Annotated in this window: 16 protein-coding genes and 2 pseudogenes; 8 read left to right on the top strand and 10 right to left on the bottom strand. The window is 46.1% G+C overall.

Annotated elements, in window-relative coordinates; translation table 11 throughout:
* Window positions 1-101 precede the first annotated feature (101 nt).
* The 6 genes from J3U76_RS13670 (at window position 102) to J3U76_RS13645 (ending at window position 8,211) form a co-directional block, all read left to right on the top strand.
* Window positions 102-1,067, top strand: a complete 966-nt coding sequence (locus J3U76_RS13670) for an ROK family protein (protein ID WP_208006534.1) — start codon at window positions 102-104, stop codon at window positions 1,065-1,067.
* Window positions 1,068-1,129: 62 nt separating this feature from the next.
* On the top strand, window positions 1,130-1,741 hold the full coding sequence (gene bamJ, locus J3U76_RS13665) for a BamJ family beta-barrel-assembly machinery protein (RefSeq protein WP_208006533.1): 612 nt from the start codon (window positions 1,130-1,132) through the stop codon (window positions 1,739-1,741).
* 231 nt (window positions 1,742-1,972) lie between these two features.
* Window positions 1,973-2,785 carry a 4-hydroxy-tetrahydrodipicolinate reductase gene (dapB, locus tag J3U76_RS13660; RefSeq protein WP_208006532.1) on the top strand — a complete coding sequence of 271 codons (813 nt, stop codon included), beginning with the start codon at window positions 1,973-1,975 and terminating at the stop codon, window positions 2,783-2,785.
* Between the two features lie 378 nt (window positions 2,786-3,163).
* On the top strand, window positions 3,164-4,300 hold the full coding sequence (carA, locus tag J3U76_RS13655; RefSeq protein ID WP_208006531.1) for a glutamine-hydrolyzing carbamoyl-phosphate synthase small subunit: 1,137 nt from the start codon (window positions 3,164-3,166) through the stop codon (window positions 4,298-4,300).
* A gap of 14 nt (window positions 4,301-4,314) precedes the next feature.
* Window positions 4,315-7,554: a carbamoyl-phosphate synthase large subunit gene (gene carB, locus J3U76_RS13650; RefSeq protein ID WP_208006530.1), complete on the top strand. Its 3,240-nt coding sequence runs from the start codon at window positions 4,315-4,317 to the stop codon at window positions 7,552-7,554.
* Between the two features lie 453 nt (window positions 7,555-8,007).
* Window positions 8,008-8,211, top strand: a complete 204-nt coding sequence (locus tag J3U76_RS13645; RefSeq protein WP_208006529.1) for a cold-shock protein — start codon at window positions 8,008-8,010, stop codon at window positions 8,209-8,211.
* A gap of 97 nt (window positions 8,212-8,308) precedes the next feature.
* On the opposite strand, the gene ruvX is transcribed toward J3U76_RS13645, so the two are convergent.
* The 7 genes from ruvX to metK all read right to left on the bottom strand — a co-directional run bounded on the left by ruvX (window position 8,309) and on the right by metK (window position 14,047).
* Window positions 8,309-8,734 (bottom strand): Holliday junction resolvase RuvX, encoded by a 426-nt coding sequence (gene ruvX / locus J3U76_RS13640; RefSeq protein WP_208006528.1) that lies wholly within the window; start codon window positions 8,732-8,734, stop codon window positions 8,309-8,311.
* The gene (locus tag J3U76_RS13635; RefSeq protein ID WP_208006527.1) at window positions 8,731-9,288 is read right to left on the bottom strand and encodes a YqgE/AlgH family protein; all 558 of its coding nucleotides are present in this window, start codon (window positions 9,286-9,288) and stop codon (window positions 8,731-8,733) included. Before J3U76_RS13635 ends, ruvX begins: the two co-directional genes overlap by 4 nt.
* Before the next feature lie 58 nt (window positions 9,289-9,346).
* Window positions 9,347-10,294, bottom strand: a complete 948-nt coding sequence (gene gshB / locus J3U76_RS13630) for a glutathione synthase (protein WP_208006526.1) — start codon at window positions 10,292-10,294, stop codon at window positions 9,347-9,349.
* Entirely contained in the window at window positions 10,291-11,022 is a 732-nt protein-coding gene (gene rsmE / locus J3U76_RS13625; RefSeq protein ID WP_208006525.1) for a 16S rRNA (uracil(1498)-N(3))-methyltransferase, read from the bottom strand. The genes gshB and rsmE overlap by 4 nt, the downstream gene beginning before the upstream one ends.
* Before the next feature lie 172 nt (window positions 11,023-11,194).
* On the bottom strand, window positions 11,195-12,280 hold the full coding sequence (locus J3U76_RS13620) for an endonuclease/exonuclease/phosphatase family protein (protein ID WP_208006524.1): 1,086 nt from the start codon (window positions 12,278-12,280) through the stop codon (window positions 11,195-11,197).
* Window positions 12,281-12,324: 44 nt separating this feature from the next.
* Window positions 12,325-12,810 carry a SprT family zinc-dependent metalloprotease gene (locus tag J3U76_RS13615; RefSeq protein ID WP_208006523.1) on the bottom strand — a complete coding sequence of 162 codons (486 nt, stop codon included), beginning with the start codon at window positions 12,808-12,810 and terminating at the stop codon, window positions 12,325-12,327.
* Between the two features lie 76 nt (window positions 12,811-12,886).
* Window positions 12,887-14,047 (bottom strand): methionine adenosyltransferase, encoded by a 1,161-nt coding sequence (gene metK, locus J3U76_RS13610; protein ID WP_208006522.1) that lies wholly within the window; start codon window positions 14,045-14,047, stop codon window positions 12,887-12,889.
* A gap of 273 nt (window positions 14,048-14,320) precedes the next feature.
* Here metK and tkt point away from each other — a divergent pair, with 273 nt between their 5' ends.
* Window positions 14,321-16,318, top strand: coding sequence for a transketolase (gene tkt, locus J3U76_RS13605; protein WP_208006521.1), 1,998 nt, complete (start codon window positions 14,321-14,323; stop codon window positions 16,316-16,318).
* A gap of 178 nt (window positions 16,319-16,496) precedes the next feature.
* Here tkt and J3U76_RS14640 read toward each other — a convergent pair whose 3' ends face one another.
* The 3 genes and pseudogenes from J3U76_RS14640 to J3U76_RS13590 all read right to left on the bottom strand — a co-directional run bounded on the left by J3U76_RS14640 (window position 16,497) and on the right by J3U76_RS13590 (window position 18,501).
* Entirely contained in the window at window positions 16,497-16,724 is a 228-nt protein-coding gene (locus J3U76_RS14640; protein ID WP_208006520.1) for a transposase domain-containing protein, read from the bottom strand.
* Window positions 16,681-17,374 (bottom strand): annotated as a pseudogene (locus tag J3U76_RS13595) (ISAs1 family transposase); the annotation flags it as partial. The pseudogene J3U76_RS13595 and the gene J3U76_RS14640, both read right to left, overlap by 44 nt.
* 28 nt (window positions 17,375-17,402) lie before the next feature.
* Window positions 17,403-18,501, bottom strand: a pseudogene (locus J3U76_RS13590) (ISAs1 family transposase).
* 411 nt (window positions 18,502-18,912) lie between these two features.
* Between J3U76_RS13590 and J3U76_RS13585 the strand changes: the two are divergent.
* The gene (locus J3U76_RS13585) at window positions 18,913-19,866 is read left to right on the top strand and encodes an NAD(P)-dependent oxidoreductase (protein WP_208006518.1); all 954 of its coding nucleotides are present in this window, start codon (window positions 18,913-18,915) and stop codon (window positions 19,864-19,866) included.
* Window positions 19,867-20,126: the final 260 nt, after the last annotated feature.

The raw sequence follows: 20,126 nt of genomic DNA, 5'->3' as shown, positions 1-20,126 counted from the left end.
GCAATAGCATGCTTGTTTGATATGTTGACATCCTAGATTAGGGAACAAATACAGCTTAATGTCTTCACTCAACATTAGAGTTTTACGCAAGGAACTGTCGCATGTATTACGGTATTGATATTGGGGGGACTAAAATCGCCTTTGCCGTATTTAATGAGCAAGGCCAAGAGCAAGCCCGTTTTGTAGAGCCGACACCGAATATCACTTATGAGGCTTTTCTTTCCTTATTGACCGAGTGGATTACACAGGCCGATCAGCGTTGGCAACGCCATGGGCAAATTGGCATTGGCTTTCCTGGTATCCAAGATAAGCATGGTCGACTATTGGCTCCCAATATAGCGGTTATTCATGAACAAAATGTACAACAAGATCTGCAGCAGCGTTTGGGGCGGCGTATTCAGGCGGATAATGATGCTAACTGCTTTTTATTATCAGAATATCATGGTGGATCTGCAGCAGGGTACGAACTGGCTTTGGCGTTGACACTGGGAACAGGCATTGGCGGGGCATTAATACATAACGGGCAGTTAGTTAATAGTCTGCGTGGGGGGAGTGGTGAATTTGGTCATGGTACTATTAATGCTTGCCTATTAGCGCGTAATCCACAATTACCATTGTTTAGGTGCGGCTGTGGTTTACAAGGCTGTTTAGAAACCTATGTCTCAGGTACAGGGTTAGCTCGGCTATATCAGTATGTATTACAAACCAGCCTAGATACGTCAGTAAGGCTCTCTGGACTTAATGGCGACGTATTGAATGTAAGTGAACCCACAGGGCCCGCCATTATTCGCGCATGGCAGCAAGGTAATGCTAATGCCTGTAAAGCGGTATCATTATATTGTGATATTTTAGCTGCGGGCTTGGGCACGCTAATGACGCAGCTCGCCCCTGATGTGATTGTGCTGGGTGGCGGCGTGAGTGAAGAGGCTTGGTTATATCAAGAATTAACTAATCGCATTCCGGCTTATCTTATGCGCAATGTGACGCCTGCAGCTATTCTTCCACCGGTTTTTGGCGGGAGCGGAGGTGTGCGTGGCGCTGCATTATTGGCCAAGTGCGCGCTATAACCATTTAGCTGGCGCTGATATTTTGTTAGCATGCGTTTTTTACCTAACCAATAGGGAACGTCATGTCGTCATATGAGACAGTAGAGCTAAAGGCCAGCTACGGTGTTGGTCGTCAAATCGGTGATCAACTAACCCAGCAGTCTTTTGAAGGTTTAGATGTAACTGCCGTTCAACAAGGTTTGGCTGATGCCATTGCAGGTGTTGATTTTGCTGTGTCTCGCGAAGACATTAACAGTGCATTCCAAGTGATCACCCAGCGCATGCAAGAAAAACAAGCGGCTGAGTCTGCAAAAGCAAAAGAAGCAGAAGCTGAGTTCTTAGGAACTAACGGCGCACGTGCAGAAGTTGAGCAAACCGAATCTGGCTTGCAATACGAAGTGTTAGTAAAAGGTGAAGGTGCTACTCCATCTGAAACTGATACCGTAAGCGTACATTACCACGGTACTTTTATTGATGGTTCTGTATTCGACAGCTCTGTTATGCGCGGTGAACCAGCACAGTTCCCAGTCAACGGCGTGATCAAAGGCTGGGTAGAAGCCCTGCAATTGATGCCTGTGGGTTCTAAGTGGAAGTTGTATGTACCATATGAGTTGGCTTATGGCGAGCAAGGCGCAGGTGCTATTCCTCCTTGTGCGACCTTAGTGTTTGAAGTTGAACTGCTAGAAATCGCATAAAGTATAAAAAACCGGCTAAGGCCGGTTTTTTTATCACTGCTAAATGTCGTTTTCAAACCTTGCCTTATCTGGCAAACTTCTGCCTCATATTATTTAGTCTGACCATAAGCGCGAGCAATAAGCTGTCAGCCAATTTATCATACTGCCTTACAGCTTACAGCTTACAGCTTACCGTTTATCGATCACCACCGTATTTGCTGGTGATGACATTAATCAATAAGGAAGAACAGCATGACAAGTTCGGTTCGCATTGCCGTCGCTGGTTGTAACGGACGTATGGGAAAAGTATTGGTGGAGTCAGTGACTCAGACTCAAGGAGTGATGCTAACAGCAGCTATTGAGCATGCAGGCTCTAGTGTATTGGGTGCTGATGCGGGTGAGTTGGCCAATGTGGGGCGCTTAGGGGTCAGTGTTACTGACGATTTGAGCGCGGTGATGGATCAAGTGGATGTTATTATCGACTTTACTCGTCCCGATGCTACCTTAGCCAATATTGCCCTAGCACAACAGCATGGTAAGCGACTGGTGATTGGCACGACTGGATTTGATGAGGAACAAAAAGCACAAATTCAAACCGCAATAGCCGATACCGCCATGGTGATTGCTTCTAACTACAGTGTGGGCGTTAACGTTATGTTCAAATTACTTGAGCAAGCCGCCAAGGTGATGGGGGATTATACCGACATTGAAATTTTAGAAGCTCATCATCGCCATAAGGTTGATGCTCCTTCGGGAACGGCATTGAGCATGGGTGAAGTTATTGCAGACACGCTAGGTCGGGATCTAAAAACTTGCGCTGTGTATGGCCGCGAAGGCATTACTGGTGAACGCGATTCTAATACCATCGGTTTTGCAACTGTGCGGGCAGGGGATATTGTGGGTGAACATACTGCTATGTTTGCCGATATTGGCGAGCGCCTCGAAATTACTCATAAAGCCTCTAACCGTTTAACCTTTGCCAATGGCGCAGTGCGTGCGGCAGCGTGGGTGGCAAAAAAAGATGCCGGCTTATTCGATATGCAAGACGTATTGAATTTAAAGTAACCTAGTATCAAGCGCCCGCTCAATACAAAGAAAGTGATTACCTTTGCATTGAGCGGGCGCTTCTTTTTCTAATCCCCAATCCCAATCCCAATCCCCAAGTAATATTGTTTACTTTTGTGTGTACATTTTTATCGGTTTAGTTGCTTATTAGACTTATATTTAAACTTTCTTTGGTTTTTTATCATTTCTGTGGTGCATTCCGCATTTTTAGTGCTGTTTAACCTGTTTTTTATAAAATGATTTGTTGATGTCATCATAGCTATATAAAATGCGCAGAATTTGCCCAGTACAAGCCGAGAAGAACATATTTATTATAGTAACTTCTCGTGACAACCAGGTGAATTGATTATTTATCAATAAGTTAACTTGGAGGTTGTCGTGAAATATACAGCATTGCTGGTACTAGAAGACGGAACCGTCTTTTATGGTACCGCCATAGGTGCCGACGGGTGTTCCGTTGGCGAAGTGGTATTTAACACCTCGATGACGGGATATCAGGAAATTCTGACCGATCCATCTTATTCCCACCAAATAGTCACCCTGACTTACCCCCATATCGGTAATACCGGTATCAATAGCGAAGACGAAGAGTCCAACCTCATTCATGCTCAAGGCTTAATCATTAGAGACTTACCCCTAGTAGCTTCAAATTTTCGTAGTCAATGCTCGCTATCTGATTTTCTTAAAGATCAGCACATTGTGGGGATTGCAGATATTGACACTCGAAAACTGACGCGAATTCTCCGTGAGAAAGGCGCACAGGCTGGATGTATTATGGCGGGTGCCGAGTTAGACGAAGCGACTGCATTGGCCGCCGCTACTGCTTTTCCTGGTCTTAATGGTACTGACTTAGCAAAATCTGTGACCACTCAAACGGCTTATACTTGGCTGCAAGGCTGCTGGCGCTTAGGTCAGGGCCATCGCGAGTGTACGCCTGCAGATTTACCCTATCATGTCGTGGCTTACGATTATGGGGTTAAGCGTAATATTTTGCGCATACTGGTTGAGCTTGGCTGTCGCGTGACAGTGGTTCCGGCACAGACTTCTGCCTCTGAGGTTATTGCGCTTAAACCTGATGGTATCTTTTTATCTAACGGCCCTGGTGACCCACAGCCTTGTGACTACGCCATTCGGGCGATTAAAGCACTACTGGAGACACATATTCCTATATTTGGCATTTGTTTAGGTCATCAGTTATTGGCATTGGCTTGTGGTGCTAGCACGACTAAGATGAAATTTGGTCATCACGGGGCTAATCATCCGGTAAAAGATTTGACACTGGATACCGTTATGATCACCAGCCAAAACCATGGTTTTACGGTAGATGAAGCAAGTTTGCCATTCAATGTGCAGGTGACTCACAGGTCGTTATTTGATGGTAGCGTACAAGGTATTGCACTTACTAACCGGCCCGCCTTCAGCTTTCAGGGGCATCCCGAAGCCAGCCCTGGGCCCAATGAAGCGGCAGGTTTGTTTACCCATTTTATTGACTTGATTAAACAGCACCGCAGATAAGGAGTAGTAGTTTTATGGCAAAACGTACAGATATACGCAGCATACTGATCTTGGGCGCAGGTCCTATTGTTATTGGTCAGGCTTGTGAATTCGACTACTCCGGTGCGCAGGCCTGTAAAGCCCTGCGAGAAGAAGGGTATCGCGTCACTTTGGTCAACTCGAACCCCGCCACTATTATGACAGATCCAGATATGGCCGATGCGACTTATATTGAGCCCATCCATTGGGAAGTCGTGCGAGAGATCATTAAAAAAGAGCGCCCCGATGCCATATTGCCGACCATGGGAGGCCAGACTGCTCTTAATTGTGCCCTCGATTTAGAAAAGTACGGCGTGCTGGCTGAGTTTTCTGTAGAAATGCTGGGGGCAACCGCCGATGCGATTGATAAGGCTGAAGACCGCAGTCGCTTCGATCGTGCGATGAAGTCCATTGGACTGGCGTGTCCTCGTGCCGGTATTGCTCGCAGCATGGAAGAAGCGTATCAAGTACAAGCTAAAGTGGGCTTTCCTTGTATTATTCGCCCCTCTTTTACCATGGGCGGTACTGGTGGTGGTATTGCTTATAATCAAGAAGAATTTGTCCAGATTTGTAGTAACGGGTTAGACTTATCGCCCACCAACGAATTATTGATTGATGAATCGTTAATTGGTTGGAAAGAGTACGAAATGGAAGTGGTGCGTGATAGAAAAGATAACTGCATCATTGTGTGTGCGATTGAAAATTTTGATGCTATGGGCGTACACACAGGTGATTCTATTACTGTGGCACCCGCACAAACGCTAACCGATAAAGAATATCAGATAATGCGTAATGCTTCGTTAGCTATATTACGTGAAATAGGTGTAGAGACTGGCGGCTCTAACGTACAGTTTGGTATTGAGCCCAGTACCGGGCGTATGGTGGTTATTGAAATGAACCCGCGGGTCTCTCGATCCTCAGCGCTGGCTTCTAAAGCTACTGGTTTTCCGATTGCCAAAGTTGCCGCTAAGCTAGCAGTGGGGTATACCCTAGATGAGCTGCAAAATGATATTACCGGTGGTCTTACTCCAGCATCGTTTGAGCCGGCAATTGATTATGTCGTGACTAAACTGCCACGCTTTAATTTTGAAAAGTTTGCAGGTGCCAATAACCGCTTAACTACCCAGATGAAGTCGGTGGGTGAAGTAATGTCGATAGGTCGTAACTTTCAAGAGTCTTTGCAAAAAGCCTTGCGTAGCTTAGAAACAGGCCAGCATGGCCTCGATCCTATTGTTGATGCCACTGATGTTGGCTCGCTTGACGCAGACATGATGGCGCATATACGCCATGAGTTAAAAGAGCCAGGCCCAGAGCGCATTTGGTATATAGGTGATGCCTTTCGTGCGGGGATGACGTTAGATGATATTGTAAAGCTCACTCACATCGACCCTTGGTTTCTAGCACAAATAGAAGACTTAATACTGCTAGAAAAGCAGCTCAGTGAGCTGGCTGTATGTGACGTTACGCCCAATTTTTTACGACACTTAAAGCGTAAAGGTTTTTCTGATATACGTCTGGGGACATTGTTAGGTTTATCCGAGAGTGAAGTTCGCAAGTTACGGCATCGTTTTAAGGTATTTCCAGTGTATAAGCGAGTTGATACCTGTGCGGCAGAATTTGCCACTGATACGGCCTATTTATATTCCTCGTATGATGAAGAGTGCGAAGCCCGCCCGTCAAACAAAGATAAAGTGATGATCCTAGGAGGGGGGCCAAACCGTATTGGTCAAGGCATTGAATTTGATTACTGCTGTGTACATGCCTCATTGGCACTGCGTGAAAATGGGTTTGAAACCATAATGGTGAATTGTAACCCTGAAACGGTATCAACCGACTACGACACTTCAGATCGCCTCTATTTTGAACCTGTAACTTTGGAGGATGTGCTCGAAATTGTGCGTATCGAGCAGCCCAAAGGCGTCATTATACAGTACGGCGGGCAAACACCGCTAAAGTTAGCGCGTGGGTTAGAAGCCGCAGGTGTGCCTATCATGGGTACCTCCCCCGATGCTATCGATCGTGCTGAAGATCGTGAGCGTTTTCAGCAAACCATTACGCGATTAAGCCTTAAGCAACCCGAAAATAGTACGGTTACCACCATGGGACAAGCGGTGGTCATGGCCGAACGCATAGGTTACCCCTTGGTGGTGCGCCCCTCTTACGTATTGGGCGGGCGAGCCATGGAGATTGTTTATGATGAACAAGACTTACGCCGCTACTTTAATGAGGCTGTGACGGTATCGAACACGTCTCCAGTATTGCTAGACCGCTTTTTAGATGATGCCATTGAGGTGGATGTCGATGCCATTTGTGATGGTAAAGATGTACTGATAGGCGCCATTATGGAGCATATTGAGCAAGCGGGTGTGCATTCAGGTGATTCTGCATGCTCATTGCCAGCTTATACACTTAACCAAATAGTACAGAATGAGATACGTGATCAAACACGTAAGCTGGCGCTTGAGTTGGGGGTGCTTGGCTTAATGAACATACAATTTGCAGTTAAAGGCCAAGATATTTATCTCATTGAGGTTAACCCTCGTGCCGCGCGTACCGTGCCTTTTGTTTCTAAAGCGACGGGTGTGGCGTTAGCAAAAGTGGCTGCGCGGGTGATGGCAGGCATGTCGTTAAGAGAGCAAGGCGCAACTGAAGAAGTTGTCCCGCCATACTTTTCGGTAAAAGAGGTAGTATTGCCCTTTAATAAGTTTCTTGGGGTCGATCCGTTATTAGGGCCAGAGATGCGCTCGACGGGTGAGGTGATGGGAGTGGGAAAAACCTTTGCAGAGGCTTTTGGCAAAGCACACTTAGGAGCAGGTAAGGCGGTACCCACTCAGGGGCGCGCATTATTGTCGGTGCGTAATAGTGATAAAAAACGCGTCGTTGAGCTAGCGAAAGCTCTGTTGGCGGCCGGTTTTGAGTTAGATGCGACTCACGGCACCGCTATTGTGCTGGGAGAAGCTAACATTAATTCACGCTTGGTCAATAAAGTACACGAAGGGCGCCCACATATTTTGGACCGTATTAAGAACAATGAGTACAGTTATATAGTAAATACCGTTGAAGGACGTCAAGCAACAGAAGACTCTAGGCAGTTACGAGGTAGCGCGTTGGCTCATAAATTAGCTTATAGCACCACACTGAATGGCGGCATCGCGACCTGTATGGCGATGGCTTTTAATGCTAGCGAATCGGTCGCCTCAGTACAAGATATGCACGCGCGCTTGATGCACGGATAATGGATTCCTAACAAGCTAGTGGTGAGTAGAGTAATTAACAGTAATAAATTAAGGTGCCTCATGGCACCTTTTTTTATGCTTATACCAAATACACTAAATATTTGTTCTACTGAAAACCTGCATAAGAGAGGAAGCTGAGTCACCCCTTTGTTCGGCTTTTGCAGCTATTAAAGCTGACTACTTCTCTAGTACGATTGATATTATCAAGCTTAAGCGCTGCTTCAATATAGCTCTTAAGAGATAAGAATGGCGTAACGTTTAAATAACCCGAATAAATGTTTGACGCCACCTCAAGACTGCCGTAGAGTGCATCTCAGCAAAAGATTCAAGTTAGCGCGGCCTTTGTATATTGTTCGTTCCATTTAGGTTCTACAGTCACCAAGCTTCCCTTATTTGATATTTGTTGCATTTTTAGAGCATACGCTCGTCACACTAAAATAAAGGTAAGTTATTATGGCTACTGGTACCGTAAAATGGTTCAACGAAGCAAAAGGTTTTGGTTTTATCACTCCTGAAGACGGCAGCAAAGACTTGTTCGCACATTTCTCTGAAATCGTTGGTAGTGGTTTCAAAACATTGGCCGAAGGTCAAAAAGTATCTTACACCGCTACTGAAGGTGCTAAAGGTCCTCAAGCTTCACAAATCGAAGCTATCTAATTACCTCTTAGGTAATTTAGAGATTAAAAAAACCCGCTTCGGCGGGTTTTTTGTTATCTGATAAAAAGTGAAGGGACAAGCTTTTTTGAGTAGCGCACTAGGCGCTGGGTGTTTGGTTTTCCATCCAAGACTCTAAAATCAACTGTGCCGAGACTGCATCAATGGCATCTTTACCCAGCGCTTTATAGCCACCTGCTTCAAATAGGCGCGCGCGCGCGTCTGTGGTGGTTAATCGCTCATCTTGCAGTGCCACCTCTATACCAAAGCGACCATGCAGCCGGTTAGCAAACTTGCGGGCACGACGGCTGATTTCTTGTTCAGTGCCGTCCATATTCAAGGGCAAACCTACCACTAATAAGTGTGGCTGCCACTCGTTAAGTAGGGCGGCTATTTGTTCCCAATTAGGCACGCCATCATTGGCTTTCAAGGCGAGTAATGGCCGTGCTGAGGCGGTCACCTCTTGGCCAATGGCCACCCCAATACTTTTGGTTCCATAGTCGAATCCGAGTAAAGTGCGGCTCATGCGTGACCCACCTGAGATGACAAGTGTTGCGAGTCTATCCCTAAACGACCCACTGCCTGATGCCAGCGTTTGGCTAAGGGAGTATCAAATAACAAGTTGGTATCGGCTGGCACCGTTAACCAATTATTTTCAGTGAGCTCTTGCTCAAGTTGACCCGGCGTCCAGCCAGCATAACCTAAGGCCACTAGATACTGCTCTGGAGCTTGCGCTGTGCCTAAGGTTTCTAGTACATCAGGGGAGGTGGTGATCATCAAGTTATCGGCCAACATTTGGCTCGATACAAAGCCGGCCATGGGACTGTGTAATACAAAGCCTCTGTCAGCCGCCACAGGTCCACCTTGCAATACTGGATCTTCTAATGGGGAGCTAGCTTCTTCAGGAAGCATATCTAGTTGATCTAATAGCGCATGTACCGGCATATCAACGGGAATGTTAATTACTAACCCCATGGCACCTTCGTCGTTATGCTCACACACATAAGTCACCGAACCGGCAAAGAAGGGATCTTTGAGGCTGGGCATAGCAATAAGAAAATGATGTTGCAATGAGTCCATGTCGTCTCGTCTTGAGTCAGAAATGGCCCCGTCTGTTATCGACGGGGAAGAGATTTTTTTAGGATAGCCGTTTTTCAATGGCATCCATTAACATACCCGAAATATTCACCGGAAATGCGGCTTCAATTTCTCGCACACAAGTGGGGCTAGTGACGTTTATTTCGGTGAGCTTATCACCAATAATATCTAGCCCAACAAATATCAGGCCTTTCTCTTTTAAAGTAGGGCCGAGTGCCTTGGCAATGCGGCGATCACTGTCGCTTAAGGGGCGAGCTTCCCCTCGGCCGCCGGCGGCGATATTACCACGGGTTTCGCCGCCTTGAGGAATGCGTGCCAAACAATAGGGCACTACTTCACCATCAACCACTAATACGCGTTTATCGCCCTCGGTAATAGCACCAATGTAGGCTTGTACCATGCAATAACGGCTGCCATGCTCGGTAAGAGTTTCAATAATCACCCCTAAATTAGGGTCATCTTGTTTGACTCTAAAGATAGAAGCGCCGCCCATACCATCAAGGGGTTTTAAGATAATATCGCCGTGTTCTTGATGAAAGGCGCGAATATCAGCCCCACTGCGAGTGACCAGTGTGGTGGGCGTAAATTCAGAAAACCAAGCGGTATAGAGCTTTTCATTGGCATCACGCAAGCTTTGAGGCTTATTAACAATCAAGGTGCCTTTTTCTTCGGCGCGCTCTAATAAATAAGTCGCATAAACAAATTCGGTATCAAAGGGCGGATCTTTACGCATTAAAATCACGTCTAAATGACTTAATGGCTGGCGCTCAGCTGCTTCTAAGGTAAACCAGTCGTTTGGATCTTCTTTAACAGTCAGCTTGGCCATATTGCCAAACGACTCACCGTCGCGCAGGCTTAAATCACCCATTTCCATATACCAGAGCTCATAACCACGGCGCTGGGCTTCTAATAACATAGCGAAGCTGGTGTCTTTTTTAAGGGTAATGGACTGAATAGGGTCCATAATGATTCCCAGTTTAATGGTCATGCAAGATCTCCAAATCGGCATTGTAAAGCAGTAATAGCGGTTAAGGCCGCCGTTTCAGTCCTCAGTACGCGAGGGCCGAGTAAGATATCAATAAAATCGTGTTCGCGAGCCTGAATGATTTCGTCGTCAGATAAGCCACCTTCTGGGCCAATCAAGAGTCTAATACCGGCACTCGGAGGCGGCAAGGTGTTTACACTTAGCTCGGCTTTAGGGTGCAGGTTCAGTTTAAGGCTATCTGTTTGTTGTGCTAACCACTGCTCTAAAGAAAGAGCGGGGCGTATTTCGGGTATTTTATTACGCCCACACTGCTCACAGGCAGCAATGGCGATGCTTTGCCATTGTTGTATTTTTTTCTCTAGCCGCTCACCGGATAACTTAACACCACAGCGGCGAGAAAACAGTGGGGTGATCACATTAACCCCTAACTCAACAGATTTTTGAATCGTGAATTCCATTTTTTCACCGCGGCTAATCACCTGCCCAAGGTGAAAGGGTAATGGCGATTCACAGTCGCGATTATCAAACTCTCCTACTTGTACCCGAACCGTTTTTTTAGTGGCTTCTATAATATCAGCAGCATATTGGCCGCCTTGGCCATTAAACAGGGTTAATGACTGGCCCACTTGCATGCGCAGCACGCGGCCAACGTGATTGGCGGCATCAGTAGACAGCGTTAATGCTTGCCCACTATTGAGTGGGCTAGGTTCATAAATTCGCGGGGTACGCATAATATTTGCACACATCCTTATTCGATGATGGCAGGGATGAATAAGCCATATTGTACCGTTAGAACTAAGCGGCTGCCATTATGTTTGCTGCAATACGCTAACGATGAGCAGGCAAACAATTTGAACGCCTGCTGTCGCCGCTTTACCTTATTTTTATGTATTGTTATCAGGGCTAAGGGCAGTTTCCTGCAAGACGATAACCGGCCGCTTTGGCTGCTGCTACGCTAGCAAATGGCACTCTATTTTTCTTGGCAATGCGGTTATAGCTTGGGCAGTCTGGGCGATGGAACAGCTTAGGATTGCTATTACGATTACCACGGATCATTTGTTGCTCTCCATCGGTTGAGGGGGAGGCAGACTGAGTTTCTGGGGGCACAAATGCCGAGATGCTAGCGGTGGCATTATCGAGCGCACTATTACCTAGCGCCATATAAAGAGGGGCATGATCAGAAACATGTTTGCGGCTTTTCTTATGATCCCAACCAATCATAATAGGAAAATCAATAATACCCGCGTCATTAATGGCTAAATGCGTATCACGCTCAACCCAAATATTATCGTATAAATTGGCATATTTCCCCGGTGTGTTAGACAAGGTCGAAGCCCCTTGTGTTACCAATGGGCGCGCATATTTCTTTAAAGGATCCCAGGCAGCGTGAGACTGTGGCAAGTTAAAATCACCTGCTAATACGATGGGAGTATTGGGATAGACCTCTGCCATCCATAACCAGTAGTCAGCGAGAGCGTTAATTTCTGGGGTGCGGTCTGTTATGCGTTTGCCATACACAATATGTACGGTGCCAATGGCCAGCTCACTGTTATCTTGCTTTGACTTAAACTTGGCAGAAAAGGGCTCACGAACAAAATAGTTGTCTCTATCTAAATACACCACGGCTCCTTCGCTATACTCTACCGCTGACTCTCGCCAAATAAAGGCATACATCTCTTTATAGCTATTTTCCCCTAGCGCATGAGACACCAAGTGACTCCAAGGCTCGCCGGTATGTTTTTCTAAAGCTTGTTCAAGCTGAGTTATACCATCTTCTGTCATCACCTCTTGCACCGCCAATAAGTCGACCTTGCTGGCAATGGCGGCGAGAGCCGGAAAGCTCTTGTTGCTTCCGTGGCCAAGGCGCTGAATATTCCAAGAGCCCACCACAATATCACTGGCGTAGGCCGTTAGGCTGGGAATAAGCGTGGTGCAGACAATCAAAAAAGCCGCGTTAAGATAGCGACTGAGCATACGAGTTAACTTCATAAAGGTGTTTTTTCCCTAGAGTAATAAATGTGTAACAGGCATTCTTATGCGTTGTGCTGGGGGCGTAATAACGCCTTACAATGACAACATTGATAGCGCTGCGTACCTTTTTGCACTTTATTGTGACGGCGCAACGTTAGTAGATGGCTGCGACAGTCACACTGATAACTAAAGGTGGGAGCCACTTTACTAATATCGAGCTGATGGCGGGTATGAGGTACACGTTTAAACACTGAGCGCATAATATGTTGCCACTCTGGCCCATGAGGTTTTACTTTGCCATAGCAGGCAAAGGCAATAAGGTGAGCCACTTCATGAGGCACAATATCATTGATAAACGCAGCTTCATTATCTGCCAGCAGTATGGGATTAAAACGTAACTCCCAGCGTTCTAACCAAGCTGAACCCGCAATGCGCCCGCGCTGTGTAAATGACACCTGAGGAGGTGCAAATTCACGCTCTAACTTAACGGCCGCCAACTGCATGCTATCATGCACGCGGCTAATGATGCGTTCTTGTAAAAAGGTCATATAAAATATTGCATTTCACGATTTTAGTATCAAAAAAGGGAAGCCAGCGCTTCCCTTTTTAATTGTGCCTTTAGGCTTATTTTAGGCCAGCAGCATCGCGTAATAAATCGGCTTTATCGACGGCTTCCCAAGGGAATTCATCGCGGCCAAAGTGGCCGTAGGCAGCCGTTGACTGATAAATAGGACGATTTAAATCCAACATTTGAATTAAACCGTACGGGCGTAAATCAAAGTGTTCACGCACAATGGCATCAATCACAGACTCAGCTACTTTGCCTGTACCAAAAGTCTCTACGCTAATGGAAGTAGGCTCGGCTACGCCAATGGCATAAGACACCTGAATTTCACAGCGTTCAGCCAAGCCCGCCGCCACAATATTCTTAGCCACATAACGCGCGGCATAAGCGGCAGAGCGGTCAACTTTAGAGGGATCTTTACCTGAGAAAGCTCCGCCACCGTGACGTGCCATTCCGCCATAGGTATCAACAATAATCTTACGGCCGGTTAACCCACAATCGCCCATAGGGCCACCAATAATAAATTGGCCGGTGGGGTTAATAAAATACTTGGTATCTTTACTTAACCATTCAGCAGGCAAGGTCGGCTTAATAATGGTTTCCATTACCGCTTCACGCAAAGTGGCCTGATCAATATCAGGGTGATGCTGAGTTGATAACACCACAGCATCAATGCCAATCGGTTTACCTGCGTCATCGTAAACGAAAGTTACTTGTGATTTTGCATCGGGGCGCAACCAAGGTAGCTCACGACTTTTACGCACATAAGCTTGGCGTTTCATCAGTCGATGTGCGTAAGTAATGGGAGCAGGCATCAGTACGTCGGTTTCATTTGAGGCATAACCAAACATTAAGCCTTGGTCACCAGCGCCCTGTACATAGGGGTCTTGATCTTGACGATCGACACCCATAGCAATATCAGGGGACTGTTTGCCAATGGCATTCAGCACTGCACAGCTTTCGCCATCAAAGCCCATTTCTGAGCTGGTATAACCAATATCACTGACGGTTTTGCGCACCAAGTCTTCAATATCAACCCACGCACTGGTTGTTACTTCACCGCCAACTACTACCATGCCCGTTTTAACGAAACTTTCGCAGGCCACTCGTGCTTTGGGATCTTGTTTAATGATGGCATCCAGTACCGCATCAGAAATCTGATCGGCAATTTTATCTGGATGACCTTCGGAGACAGACTCTGAGGTAAATAGTTTGGCCATGATGGTTCCCTAACGTATATAAATCTGGAGTGCTAAATATGCATAAGATGGCAGTATTAACATCTGGATGGCTATTCTAATAAGGCATAGCATCGATTACCAGTAAAATGTCTGCCAGTCTCTTTTGTTGGCGCTTTTTTCTGCGGTTATTTGGCTAAAAATAGACGACAATGAGTCCTATCAAGATTAGATTTGCGCCGCCTAGCAGTCTTTGGGACAATACGCGCGTTTATTCACCCCATTAATCATCAGAAACCATCTCAGGAGATGTCGATGCCTTCTCGTCAAGTGCTGGCCAACGCCGTGCGCGCATTAAGTATGGATGCGGTACAAAAAGCTAACTCCGGTCACCCCGGTGCCCCCATGGGCATGGCAGATATTGCCGAGGTGTTGTGGCGCCATTATCTAAAACACAACCCAAACAACCCTAACTGGGCAGACCGCGATCGTTTTATTTTATCTAACGGTCATGGCTCTATGTTGCTGTACTCTTTGCTGCACCTCACAGGCTACGACTTGTCTATTGAAGACCTAAAGCAATTTCGTCAACTGCATTCTAAAACCCCAGGTCACCCTGAGTTTGGCTATGCGCCAGGCATAGAAACCACTACAGGCCCTTTAGGCCAAGGCATTACCAATGCTGTGGGAATGGCGATTGCTGAAAAATCGTTAGCGGCTCAGTTTAACCGCCCAGGGCATGATATTGTTGACCACTACACCTATACCTTTATGGGTGATGGTTGCTTAATGGAAGGTATTTCACACGAAGCCTGTTCACTGGCTGGCACCTTAGGCTTAGGCAAGCTTATTGCTTTTTGGGATGACAACGGCATTTCCATTGACGGTGAATTAGAAGGCTGGTTTAGTGACGACACCCCTAAGCGTTTTGAGTCTTACGGCTGGCAAGTGATTGCCGATGTGGATGGCCATGATGCGGATGCATTAACCCACGCCATTGATGCGGCCCGTGCCGATAGCACACGCCCGACATTAATTTGCTGTAAAACTGTCATCGGATTTGGCTCTCCCAATAAAGCCGGTACCGCAGGCAGCCACGGTGCGCCATTAGGTGAAGATGAAATTGTTGCCACGCGTAAGCAACTGGGGTGGGAACATGCACCTTTTGAGATCCCAGCCGATATTTATGGCGAGTGGGACGCGAAAGCCCAAGGTGAAGTGGCCGAAGGCAAGTGGAACGAACAGTTTAATGCTTACGCAGCTGCTTACCCTGAATTAGCGGCTGAGTTTAAACGTCGCAGCTTAGGCGAATTGCCGGCTAACTGGGCACAAGCCAGCAGCGACTTTATTAAACAGCTACAAGCCAATCCAGCTAAAATTGCCACCCGTAAAGCGTCACAAAATGCCCTTGATGCCTTTGGTGCTATCTTGCCAGAGCTATTAGGCGGCAGTGCCGATTTGGCGCCTTCTAACCTCACCATGCATAAAGCGTCACAGCCGATTAGTGCCGAAGATTTTAGCGGTAACTACCTGCACTACGGGGTACGCGAGTTTGGTATGAGTGCCATTATGAATGGCGCGGCTTTACACGGCGGTTTTGTGCCTTATGGCGGCACCTTCTTAATGTTTGTGGAATATGCGCGTAATGCCTTGCGCATGGCAGCATTGATGAAGCAACGCGCTATTTTCGTTTACACTCACGACTCTATTGGTTTGGGCGAAGACGGCCCGACTCACCAACCTGTTGAGCAAATTGCCTCATTGCGTTTAACGCCTAATATGAGCACTTGGCGCCCTTGTGATCAGGTTGAGTCTGCAGTGGCGTGGAAAGCGGCCATTGAGCGTCAAGACGGCCCAACTTCGCTGATTTTCTCTCGCCAAGGTTTAGGTCAAATGGAGCGTACCGAGCAGCAGTTAGCTGATGTTGCTAAAGGCGGCTATGTGCTAAAAGATAGCACTGGTACTCCAGAGCTGATCATTATTGCCACGGGTTCAGAAGTTGAACTGGCCGTATCTGCATGGGAGCAGTTAAGCGCTCAAGGCAAACAGGTACGAGTCGTATCTCTGCCATGTACTGATGTATTTGATGCTCAATCAGCTGAGTATAAAGAAAGCGTATTACCTGCAGCTGTTACCCAGCGTTTAGCCATTGAAGCGGGCATTGCTGATTACTGGTATAAGTATGTGGGCTTTAACGGTGACATTATTGGGATGACGACTTTTGGTGAGTCGGCGCCTGCTGGTGAGCTCTTTAAGTTGTTTGGCTTTAGTGTTGAAAACGTTGTAGAAAAAGCGAATGCTTTGCTTGGTTAATAGAAGTTAACTTAAGCATAAGCGATAACAGCCGGCCTAAATAGGCCGGCTTTTTTATTTTACCCAGCAAAGCTGGCAAATCCCGATAGGCTGAAAGAAGCTTTATCACCCTGACTAAGGGAAAGATAATCCGAATGGCAAGTGCGTCACTGGCCAACGGTGGCGTCTTAGAGATGAACTATACGCGGATAGCCCAGGGCAGTAGGTGGTCGACGGCGTCGCCATCGTTGAGCAGGGGCAGTTGTTCGAACAGCGCAGTGAGATAAACATCTGGCGGTACATCATTGGCTTTAGCGGTTTCAATCAGGCTGTACAGCATGACACTGGCTTGGGCACCGCTACGGCTATTGGACAGGGCAAGATTACGAAAGCCCTTGCCCTGCATGGACTCGCGATAGGTATTCATTATTTCGGCCTGCTCGTTTTTGCTTTCGTTTAATGCCGGCTTTAAAACTCGTGTCCGCGCTAAGTAAGTTCAGCGCAATATGTCGTATCGCAGCAAAGTTTTCTCCTGCTTGTTCACGTCTGAGCCGGTATTCATCCTCCTTCTAATAACTCTTTTGATGTTAACCGAGCGGAGCTAATGTAATAGCGAAGCGTAATGGCTGTCGCTGGTTGGCCTTTCTCTTGCCGTATGGTGGCAACAATGCCCATTGTTTTAAGCTCTGGCCACTCAAAGGTAATATCACCGAGTACCGACAGGTCGTCATTGACCAAGCATAACCTTGTTTCTACCCGACCATGCCCTTGCTCTTTTGTACTATAGGTATCGCCGTCTTCACGTTGGAGCATCTCGAGTTTAAAGTAGTTATCAAACGCAGCTTCTAGGCTTGGTTGGTTGCTTTTAACCGACAGTAGATAGTCTGCCTCTTTACTTACAACCTTCCTAGCAATGGCTTTCTGGCAACCCATAGCATCGATGGTAATCAAACACCCTCGGATGTTTAGCAGCTCTAACAACTCAGGAATAGCGGTGATCTCATTACTTTTTTCAGCTGTTTTAACTTGTCCTAATACGACCTTATTAGCAGTACTAAACGCACTCACCATATGGATCAAGGCTGGAGCATACTTTGCTTAATATTCAGCCAAAGAATAACTCTGCTCGATAATTGTTATCCCAGCCCGCTCTCTTCGGCTTGTTACGCTGGCTAGGCGCACCACATGTACTTTGCTTGAGGATGTTTAGAACGAATCGCCGAAACAATCCCATATTTTCTACCGCATCTCCGATGGCAACCCGGGAAGCATCCTCTTTAAATACCACATCTAAAATGCAATGCTGACTGTTTTCTATCCGCCAATGTTGGCGAATATAGTGCCCAATCATCTTATGTTTAGGTGATAAGGAGCTGACGTAGTAAGCAGTATCGACTGTTCCTTTACCCTTCATCGTACGGTGTCGCCCGACGGCGATAATGCTGCGGATAGTGGGCCACTTCTCCTCTAACTTAGGAGGTAGTTTCGCTTTTAATTGAAAGACATAGTGCTCTTCTTTACGTCCATGGGCTGTCTCTTTATGCTCAGCAACCACTTCTTCTTTGTTAGCGTCGAATACCGCTTGGAATTGTGACTGTACGGCCTTACGTAGGTTAGGTTGGTTGTGTTTAATCTGCACCACAATATGCGCTTTCTTATCTTGTATCTTTTCTAATGTTTCCCCGCTGACAGTGCAGCGCATCCAGGGTAACAACCGCCCCTTTTATGTTGAGCACATAGAGCATGTCTCTGACCGTCGCGAGCTCCCCTTTTTTGGATGGGGTGGCTTTCTGGCTCAGTACCAAGCCATTTTCAGTATCGTAAGCGGTGACTAGCTGTACGGCTTCGGAATATTTATTACGGTAAGAGCCCCGTAACACTTTGCCGTCAAAGGCAATCACCGGTTTACCATGATGAATACGATGCTCGTTAAGTTAGCTTAATAATGCGTAGAGCAAAGATTCGACTACGACACTGCGTAAAATATGGGCAATGGTGTATCGGCAGGGAATACCGTGCGTAAAAGGACGATATTGACGTAGCCAGTCGGCCTTAGCTTCACCACCGGTTTCAATGTCACGCCACCCTTCAGCGCCTGCCATAATGGCGCTAATAACGAGAAACATGACATCGACCAAGTCATGCTTACGATTAATATCCGAGCGAGTTTCTTCAACAAGAGTAAGGTGTTCAATTAACGTAATGGCAAGGCTCCTCCAACTAGAGGAACGATTAGATCACAGACAATTCACTCATTCAAACTTTGTTAACAAAGTATGCTCCCGCCCTGACTTTAAGGTTGTTTACGGTTTTGCCATTAGCACTAGGTAGTACTATGTCGAATCTATATTTTGAAAAAATGACAGCACTAACTAACGAGATGAGTAATGAACTTGATATGGCAGGCTACTTAGCGACTATCTAAATAGGCCGGCTTTTTATTTTGTACGAAGTTAATTTAAACCTTAAGCGGTATAATACGAAGTTGTATTGTTTTGAAAAGTCAATACCCATGATGGTTATATATCAGTTTGAAATATTTTAGGTAATGCTACACTAAGGCTGCATTTTTTGCGTGTTATTCAGTGTCACCATAAAAGTGGAGCATCAATAAAATGAAAATTGTAATATTAGAGCCTCTGGGTATTAGTGATGACGAATTTAACCTAATATCTGCACCCTTAACGGATAATGGTCATGAAATAGTGGTGTACGACGATGGCTTATCAGATGATGAAACACTTAAAGCGAGAATTAAAGACGCTGAAGTGCTGGTTATCGCGAATATGCCATTAAGCGCAGAGGTCATTGATGTTGCAGATAAATTAAAATATATTTCGATTGCCTTTACGGGTTATAACCATATTGATTTAGCTAAATGCCAAGAGAAAGGTATTAAAGTCTCTAATGCTGCTGGCTATAGTACTAACTCAGTAGCAGAGTTGACCTTTGGTTTAATAGTGGCGCTGTTACGCAGTATTGTCCCATTAGAAGCCGTGCTTAGAGCGGGGGGGACCAAGCTTGGTTATAGACAGTCGGACTTAAGCGGTAAAACCTTAGGGGTATTAGGCACCGGTGATATTGGTGGCGCAGTTGCTAAGTTGGGCTTAGCTTATGGTTGTCGTGTCATTGCTTATAATCGCAGTGAAAATAAAGACTTGATCAATAGTGGGGTAGAATATCAACCGCTAGATGAAGTATTAAAAAACAGTGATATTGTTACACTTCATATACCTTTAACAAATGACACTCACCACTTAATTAATAAAGATAAACTGGCATTAATGAAAGACAGCGCAATTATTATTAATACTGCAGTGGGGCCAATTATCGATAATGATGCTTTAGCGCAAGCGCTACATAATGGCACAATTGCTGGCGCTGGTTTAGATAGAGTGGATATGGAGCCACCGATCCCTGCTGATTATCCTATTCTTGAGGCGCCTAATACATTGCTTGTGCCACATATTGGCTTTGCAACAGAAGAAGCCATGGTAAGAAGGGCGAATATTACTCTTAATAATATTACTCAGTGGGAAAAAGGCGCACAAGAAAACATTGTTATTTAATTTTTCAGTAAGAGATTTGTATGAGCTAAACAAGATTTATGTAATGAGCTGACGCTGTTAATTGAAAAATAACAACAAGACGAGCTAAGTATCAAGTACGCCCTGTATCACTTGTGTATGGCACAGTGAACAGCAGGGCAAGATCACGAACGTTTTTTGAACAGTTAAGGCATTAAGCCGCTCACTAGTTGACGTGATCTATCGATTATGATCATATGCTCCCTTTTCGGGAGAAATCCATGCACATCGAGACCTTTAAA

Origin of the sequence: Oceanisphaera pacifica (assembly GCF_017498065.1) — a bacterium.
Lineage (GTDB): Bacteria > Pseudomonadota > Gammaproteobacteria > Enterobacterales > Aeromonadaceae > Oceanimonas > Oceanimonas pacifica.
Note: the sequence above shows the minus strand (reverse complement) of the source record. Positions and strands in the feature narration are given on the sequence as shown.

Bases quoted from the DNA above. Each gene is read 5' to 3' on its own strand.
- ruvX (WP_208006528.1), bottom strand. From the start codon at position 8,734: ATGAGCCGCACTTTACTCGGATTCGACTATGGAACCAAAAGTATTGGG.
- J3U76_RS13645 (WP_208006529.1), top strand. From the start codon at position 8,008: ATGGCTACTGGTACCGTAAAATGGTTCAACGAAGCAAAAGGTTTTGGT.
- J3U76_RS13670 (WP_208006534.1), top strand. From the start codon at position 102: ATGTATTACGGTATTGATATTGGGGGGACTAAAATCGCCTTTGCCGTA.
- bamJ (WP_208006533.1), top strand. From the start codon at position 1,130: ATGTCGTCATATGAGACAGTAGAGCTAAAGGCCAGCTACGGTGTTGGT.
- rsmE (WP_208006525.1), bottom strand. From the start codon at position 11,022: ATGCGTACCCCGCGAATTTATGAACCTAGCCCACTCAATAGTGGGCAA.
- metK (WP_208006522.1), bottom strand. From the start codon at position 14,047: ATGGCCAAACTATTTACCTCAGAGTCTGTCTCCGAAGGTCATCCAGAT.
- carB (WP_208006530.1), top strand. From the start codon at position 4,315: ATGGCAAAACGTACAGATATACGCAGCATACTGATCTTGGGCGCAGGT.
- J3U76_RS13635 (WP_208006527.1), bottom strand. From the start codon at position 9,288: ATGGACTCATTGCAACATCATTTTCTTATTGCTATGCCCAGCCTCAAA.
- gshB (WP_208006526.1), bottom strand. From the start codon at position 10,294: ATGACCATTAAACTGGGAATCATTATGGACCCTATTCAGTCCATTACC.
- tkt (WP_208006521.1), top strand. From the start codon at position 14,321: ATGCCTTCTCGTCAAGTGCTGGCCAACGCCGTGCGCGCATTAAGTATG.
- J3U76_RS13615 (WP_208006523.1), bottom strand. From the start codon at position 12,810: ATGACCTTTTTACAAGAACGCATCATTAGCCGCGTGCATGATAGCATG.
- dapB (WP_208006532.1), top strand. From the start codon at position 1,973: ATGACAAGTTCGGTTCGCATTGCCGTCGCTGGTTGTAACGGACGTATG.
- J3U76_RS13620 (WP_208006524.1), bottom strand. From the start codon at position 12,280: ATGAAGTTAACTCGTATGCTCAGTCGCTATCTTAACGCGGCTTTTTTG.
- J3U76_RS13585 (WP_208006518.1), top strand. From the start codon at position 18,913: ATGAAAATTGTAATATTAGAGCCTCTGGGTATTAGTGATGACGAATTT.
- J3U76_RS14640 (WP_208006520.1), bottom strand. From the start codon at position 16,724: ATGAATACCTATCGCGAGTCCATGCAGGGCAAGGGCTTTCGTAATCTT.